This window comes from Candidatus Paceibacterota bacterium, from assembly GCA_028716825.1.
Classification (GTDB): Bacteria; Patescibacteriota; Minisyncoccia; order Minisyncoccales.
In genome coordinates this window covers 22,284-28,822 of sequence record JAQUPA010000009.1, presented here as the reverse complement: position 1 = coordinate 28,822, position 6,539 = coordinate 22,284, and the positions used below count along the sequence as shown (strand labels likewise).

Annotated in this window: 8 protein-coding genes and 3 tRNA genes; 4 read left to right on the top strand and 7 right to left on the bottom strand. The window is 29.9% G+C overall.

The features are described from left to right. The first annotated feature begins 81 nt into the window (after window positions 1–81). Window positions 82–387 (top strand): hypothetical protein, encoded by a 306-nt coding sequence (locus PHI88_02270; protein MDD5551957.1) that lies wholly within the window; start codon window positions 82–84, stop codon window positions 385–387. 19 nt (window positions 388–406) lie between these two features. Here the strand turns inward: PHI88_02270 and PHI88_02265 are convergent. The 3 genes from PHI88_02265 to PHI88_02255 form a co-directional block, all read right to left on the bottom strand. Continuing rightward, window positions 407–477: transfer RNA gene (locus tag PHI88_02265), tRNA-Pro, on the bottom strand. Then, window positions 468–740 carry a GIY-YIG nuclease family protein gene (locus tag PHI88_02260; GenBank protein ID MDD5551956.1) on the bottom strand — a complete coding sequence of 91 codons (273 nt, stop codon included), beginning with the start codon at window positions 738–740 and terminating at the stop codon, window positions 468–470. Before PHI88_02260 ends, PHI88_02265 begins: the two co-directional genes overlap by 10 nt. A 24-nt stretch (window positions 741–764) precedes the next feature. Further along, window positions 765–2,084 (bottom strand): Mur ligase family protein, encoded by a 1,320-nt coding sequence (locus PHI88_02255; protein ID MDD5551955.1) that lies wholly within the window; start codon window positions 2,082–2,084, stop codon window positions 765–767. 393 nt (window positions 2,085–2,477) lie between these two features. Here PHI88_02255 and PHI88_02250 point away from each other — a divergent pair, with 393 nt between their 5' ends. Together PHI88_02250 and mnmA are read left to right on the top strand one after the other, a co-directional pair. After that, window positions 2,478–2,747, top strand: coding sequence for an HU family DNA-binding protein (locus tag PHI88_02250; protein ID MDD5551954.1), 270 nt, complete (start codon window positions 2,478–2,480; stop codon window positions 2,745–2,747). 132 nt (window positions 2,748–2,879) lie between these two features. Beyond that, on the top strand, window positions 2,880–3,965 hold the full coding sequence (mnmA, locus tag PHI88_02245) for a tRNA 2-thiouridine(34) synthase MnmA (GenBank protein ID MDD5551953.1): 1,086 nt from the start codon (window positions 2,880–2,882) through the stop codon (window positions 3,963–3,965). 10 nt (window positions 3,966–3,975) lie between these two features. Here the strand turns inward: mnmA and PHI88_02240 are convergent. From PHI88_02240 to PHI88_02225, 4 genes are all read right to left on the bottom strand, one after another. Then, window positions 3,976–4,046, bottom strand: a tRNA-Gly gene (locus tag PHI88_02240). 32 nt (window positions 4,047–4,078) lie between these two features. After that, window positions 4,079–4,462: a response regulator gene (locus tag PHI88_02235; GenBank protein MDD5551952.1), complete on the bottom strand. Its 384-nt coding sequence runs from the start codon at window positions 4,460–4,462 to the stop codon at window positions 4,079–4,081. A gap of 120 nt (window positions 4,463–4,582) precedes the next feature. Then, entirely contained in the window at window positions 4,583–4,897 is a 315-nt protein-coding gene (locus PHI88_02230) for an anaerobic ribonucleoside-triphosphate reductase (GenBank protein ID MDD5551951.1), read from the bottom strand. Between the two features lie 3 nt (window positions 4,898–4,900). Next, window positions 4,901–4,972, bottom strand: a tRNA-Pro gene (locus PHI88_02225). A gap of 101 nt (window positions 4,973–5,073) precedes the next feature. Here PHI88_02225 and PHI88_02220 point away from each other — a divergent pair. Continuing rightward, window positions 5,074–6,537, top strand: a complete 1,464-nt coding sequence (locus PHI88_02220; GenBank protein ID MDD5551950.1) for a ComEC/Rec2 family competence protein — start codon at window positions 5,074–5,076, stop codon at window positions 6,535–6,537. Window positions 6,538–6,539: the final 2 nt, after the last annotated feature.

The window sequence follows — 6,539 nt, the reverse complement described above, 5'->3', positions numbered from 1 at the left end:
AAAAATGGTAAATATATTCCTCATTTTGAATAAATTTTAGTATAAAAAATTTCAAAGTCGATTTTAAATAAATAAATTCTTATGGCAAAACAAAAAAAAGATCCGTATAAAAAAGCAGTAAAAGATGTTGGGAAAGTCTTCTCTGAATTAGGAGATGCGTTGGGTGAAGTTTTTGACGACCCAAAATTAAAAAGAGAAGCAAAGAAATTTGGAAAAAGTGCAGTTGATTCTGTAAAAAGTTTTGGCGAGAGATTTAAAGATAAAGACGTTAAAGAGAAATTTAATAAAGCTGGAAAGGCAGCTCAGAAATTTGGCAGACAAATGGGAAAAGTAGGAAGAGATGTTAAAAAGAAAGTGAGAAAGAAGGTAAAAAAAGTAAAAAAATAATCTTTCTTAGAATATTGTTTCGGAGTGCCGAGAATCGAACTCGGACCGCACCCTCCCGAAGGGTGTATACTACCATTATACTACACTCCGTTAGAAATTTTATTTACCAAAAAGAATTTTATTCTGTTTCTAAGGTATCTTTTACCCATTCCTGATTTTAAATATTTTTCTCTAGCTTTTGCATCTTTCTCATTTAAAGATGCTTCGTAATATAAAAGCTTAAATGGTCCTCTTTTTTTTGTTGATAAATTTCTGCCCTTATTGTGTTCCGATATTCTTTTTTCTAGGTTTTTAGTATATCCCGTATACCATTTGTCATCTTTTAGGCTTTTTAATAGATATACATAATACATAAATTTCTAACGGAGTACACTCCGTTAAGGAGTTTTCTGTCTTTTTTTCTCCCAGGAAGGCTTTGGACGACAAAGCTTTTTCTTATTTTTTTTATCTTTTAGCAACATTTCAGTTACTCTTTCAAGAAGTAATGTATTTTGAGATCCTTTAATCAAAATAACATCATCTTTTTCGATTTTCTTTAAAATAAATTCTTTTGCGTCAGTAAAGGTGTTAAAGGCTTTATAATCTTTACCATTTTTTTTAAGAATTGGCGCTGTGTACTTTTTCATCAAAGGGCCTATTAATATTGTGAAATCAACGGTTTCTTTTATTCTTTCTGCTATTCTTTCGTGTTCTATTTTTGATATTTTCCCAAGTTCTCTCATATCCCCAAGTATAGCAACCCTTTTTTTATCTCTTGCTACTATTTTAAGAAAATCAAGCGCATCAAGTACTGCAATTGGTTGAGCATTATAAGTTGAATCTATAAGCATTGTATTTTTTATTCCTTCAAAAATACTTAATCTTCCGCCTGGTAGGGTAAATTTCTTTTCAATTGTTTTTATGGCGTTTTCAGTTTTAATTCCACAAGCGTTAGAAAGAGCTATTGCAAGTAGAATTGTGTAAATATAAGCATAACTTAAAGGCCTTTTTATATTTAAATAATAAGTTTTATTTTTATTTATTATTTCAAGCTTAAGTCTTTTAAAGTCCATTTCTATTTTTTTTACATAAAAGTCAGTTTTTTCATCTTTAAGAGACATTGTGATAACCTTTGCTTTTGTTTTTGATCTTAGTTTTGATATTCTTTCATCATCAATATTTAAAATAGCAGTTCCGTCCGCTGATAATTTTTTAATTAGTGTTGATTCTTCTTTTTCGATTAACTCCAAAACTGCTTTTTCGTAATTCTTTGAGTCTTTTTTTACAAAAGGATCGAAATTTTCACTATGTTCAATTGATATATTAGTTAAAGTTGCGAATCCGGGTTTTATAATTTTTAAAAGGTAAGATATGTCATTCGGTTCTTCTGTTGCCATTTCAACAATATAAAAATCATATTTTTGCCATTGAGTGAGGAGCTTTATTGGAATAAGGAGTATTATTCGGGCCCAATCAAATAAAGAGTAATCTTTTGGGGGAAGATTTAAAATAGAGAGCGGAACGCCGGTCTCTGTATTAAGACCTTGGCTTGCTTTTACCCTGAATTTTTCTTTCAGGACAGTTTCTAATATTTTGCACAAAGAGCTTTTACCTGCGCTTCCGCCAATACCAATTATCTTTGGTTTTGATTTTGCCAATTGTATTTTAGCTGCTACTCTTAAATACCAAAGGAAAATTTTTGATGAGAATTGTTCCATCTTTATTAATTATTATAAAATTTAAAATCTTTTTTAAAAATGCGATGGGGGACTAGAAGTCCCCCGGCATGGTTTTTTTTCTCTTGGTAGTGGCCTTTATCTTCTGTGCTTGTTTCATTTTTCGTTTCTTTTTTCGGCCATTTAATACTGTATCTCTTTCGTTACCTCCGTTTTTTGCCACCAAATCACCTCCTTTTGGATCTTTAAATAATTATAAGAGAGTTGTCGTATTTTTTCAAATTTTTATGAATTTTCAGGAACCCTTATATTTACTTGCTTGACAAAGATATTGGTGTTACAATATTATAATAAAAGCAAAGAAAGGTCGAAAAGTATTTTTAGAAACTAAACAGAGTTACGTATTAAATTTTTTAATGCGAACTTAAAAAATTTATGTCAAAACAAGATATTGTTGAAAAAGTTGCTGAAAAGACTAAGCTTTCAAAAAATGAAGTTTCAGCAGTTTTAAATGAAGTTCTTGATGCAGTTACAGCTGGCATGAAGAGCGGCGAGGTCGTCTTAACGGGTTTTGGTACTTTCAAGACCTCAAAAAGAAAAGCAAGAGCAGGAAGGAATCCAAAAACTGGGGCAACAATTCAGATTCCCGCTATGACAGTTCCAAGATTTAAGGCAGGAAAAGCTCTAAAGGAAGCCGTAAGGTAATATATAAATAATTTTACCTAGGTAGACAAAAACCCCAGTCGGAAAAAGGCGGGGTTTTTGTTTGCTGTATTTTTTTATAAAATGATTAAATAATTGAAGTTTGCGCATTAAATTTTCACTTCGTTTAAATTTATGAAAATAGCAGTTTTAATGAGTGGAGGTATTGATTCTACTTTTGCTGCTCTTTATTTAAAGAAAAAAGGTTTTGATATTTTTGGCATAACCTTTCTTCATATTGGCAAGACAAAACAAAAAGAAGAAATAGATAAAGTAAAAAAAATAGCAAAAGAGCTTTCAATTCCTCATTATGTTTTTAAGATAAGAAATATATTTGAAAAAGAAATAATATCTGACTTTTGTGAAACTTACAAAAAGGGCGAAACACCAAATCCTTGCTCTTTTTGTAATAAGAAAATTAAATTTGGAGTTGTCCTAAAGAAAGCAGAAAATTATGGTGCAAAAAAAATTGCAACAGGGCATTATGTTTGTTTAAGAAAAGAAATCACCCATAGTCCTAAATTTCAGATTTTAAAAGCTAAAGACAAACAAAAAGACCAATCTTATTTTTTGTGGCAACTTACCCAAAAAGAACTTAAAAAAACAATTTTTCCCTTAGGTAGTTTTATAAAGAGAGATGTTTTTAAAGAAATAAAAAATTCAAATCTTTCAAAATTTTTTAAAAGAGAATCAAATAAAGAGAGAGGATATAGCGAAAGCCAGGGTATTTGTTTTTTAGAAGAAAAAAAACTCTCAGATTTTCTTAAAGAAAAATTGAAAAAAAATCCTGGTCCAATTTTAAATAAAGATGGAAAAGTATTAGGAAAACATGAAGGGGTTTATTTTTTCACAATAGGACAAAGGAATAAAATTAAAATAGGCGCAACAAGCCCTTCACAAAGACCGCTTTATGTAACAAAAATCGACAAGAAGAAAAATGCTATTTTTGTGGGCCACGAAGAGAATTTATATGGAAAAAATCTTATAGCAAAAGATGTTAATTGGGTCTTGGGCAAACCTCCAAATTTATCAACGAAAATTCAAGCTCAAATTCGTTATGGGCATAGGCCGATTCCTGCGATTATTAAAAAATTTTCTAAAAATAAAATCTATATAGAATTTAAAAAACCCCAACGAGCTATTACCATAGGTCAGAGCGTTGTTTTTTACAAAAGAGACCTTCTTTTGGGAGGAGGAATTATAAAAGAAATTATTAATTAGTATAATTTTGAGCGGGTAACGGGACTCGAACCCGTGTCACGGCCTTGGAAGGGCCGGGTAATGCCGCTATACGATACCCGCTTATTTAATTAAGTATTCCTTAATGTAAATTATTACAAATAATTTTTTAATTTTTCAACTATTTCCTTTGGACGGAATTTTGTTTTTATAAAATAATCTTTCGCGCCAAGCGATAACGCCCGTTCTATATCTTCTTTACCACTAAGATTGCTTAATGCTACGACAGATATATTGATATTTTTTTCTTTTATTCTTTTTAAAACTTCAAAGCCATCAATATTAGGCAATAGAAGGTCTAATACTAGTAAATCAAATTCTTCGCCGTGATCGTTTATTTTTGAAAGACATTCTGCGCCATCTTTTGCATAAGCCACTTCAAAGCCTTCCTTTTTAAGATATGTTATATAAATATCAGCGATAAAAGGATCGTCTTCTACTAACAATATTTTTTTCTTTTTTACATCCTCCTCCATCATTTTAGCATTTTTGTTCGCTATTGGTATATTCTAAACGAAATTTGTTCAAAATAAAACCTCCTTAAAGAGGTTAAATATAGACAGCAAACCGAAAAACCAATATTGATTAAAATATTATTGCTAAAGTTTATAATTCTCTCTTTCCTTAAATTCTTGTTGTTTACCAACATTCCATTGCTGGACTGGTCTTAAATATCCTACGATTCTTGAATATACTTCACAGTTTTTGTAATTTGTTAGAGCCGAATTTTTCTTAAAGCAGTTATTACACTTAAAGACCTCTATATTTTTATCACCATCTTTATATAAAAGAATAACGCCATTTTTTATTTCTTTATTTTCTATTATTATTTCTTCTTGGCAGTCGTGGCATTTAGCCATTTTTTTATTTTCCATAAAGTTAATATTTTTATTTTTGACCTTTTTATTATGCAACTTTCGGGGTACTGAGATTCGAACTCAGACTAAATCCTCCCAAAGGACTCGTGCTAGCCGTTACACTATACCCCGGACATGAATTACAAATAGCAAAAAACTAATAGTAAATAAAACCTAACGTTAATTTCTACTCTCTACCTTCTGTTTATTCTTTGTTATAATACCAAAAAATTATGACTTTTTCAAAAGTGTTTTTTTATTTTTGCATTGCTTTTTTATTTGGGACATTTTTAGCATCGTTTTTTACTCCAAATTTTATTTTTTATCTTCTGTTTTTAGTTACAGGATTTATAATTTTTATTGTTTTTTATAAAAGGAAACTTGCGATAATTGGACTTTGTTTGTTAGTCTTTTTATTTGGTGCTTTTTGGCAAGAAAAATTTGAGTCAGAAATTTTTCCAACAGAAAAAGATATTCATTATTATAATAACAAAGGTAAGTTTTCTGTTGAGGGTATTATTTTAAAAGAGTTGCAAAATAAAGAAAAAAGTATTGAAGCTACGATTAAAGTTGAAAGGGTGGGGGAAAAAGTTGTGAAGGGTAATTTATTAGCTTTCTTGGAAGTAGGGAGTAAAGTAAAATATGGAGATAAAATTTTATTAAAGGAGGAAATTAAAGAGCCAGAAAATTTTACGCCTGAATTTAATTATAAAGAATATCTTAGAGGAAAGAGAATCTATTCTTTGATGTTTTATCCTGAAATTAAAGTTTTATCTTCTAATCATGGAAATTCGGTTTTATCCATCATTTTTTTATTTAAAGAACAATTAAAAGAAAGGGCGAAAATTTTACCAACTCCAGAAGGAGCAATTTTATCTGCAATTACTTTAGGAGACAAAAGCAGGCTTTCTGATAATTTTAAAGAAAAGCTTTCGGTCTCTGGTCTTTCCCATATTGTGGCAATCTCTGGAATGCATATTATGATTATTTTAGGAATTTTTCTTTTCTTTTTTCTTTTTTTAGGATTTTGGAGGCGAGAGGCTACGATTTTTTCTTTAATTCTTTTATTTTTTTACATTCTACTAATTGGGATGTCGTCTTCTGCAATAAGAGCTGGAATTATGGGTATTTTTTTATATATTGGTTGGGCGATAGGTCGACTTTCTCGGTCTGTTCGTTCGATTGTTTTTGCTGCCACTGCAATGGTTATTTTAAATCCTTTGATTTTAGCAAGAGACGTTGGTTTTCAGTTATCTTTTCTTGCGGCTCTTGGAATAATTTTTCTTTTACCAATTTTTGAGAAATGGTTAAAGGCAGAAAATTCAGAAATTAAAAAGCTAATTTGTTTAACTTTAGCAGCCCAAGTTCTTTGTCTCCCGGTTTTAATTTTTAATTTTGGTAAGATTCCGGTTTTAGCACCAATTTCAAATATTTTAGTTGTACCGTTTTTACCAACGTTACTTATAAGTGGATTTTTATTTTTAACCCTGGCGTTGTTTTCCCCTTATCTTGCAATTTATTTGTCTTTTGTTTTAAAAATTATTTTCTCTTTCGTTGTTTTTGTTGTAAATTTTATATCTTCTTTGCCAGTTGCCACCATTTCTTTTAAAATCCCCATTGTTTTTATCTTGGTTTTTTATTTTATTATTGGAACTTTGTTGTTTCGGAAAAAGCGAAAAATACTTCAACTTTATTAAAA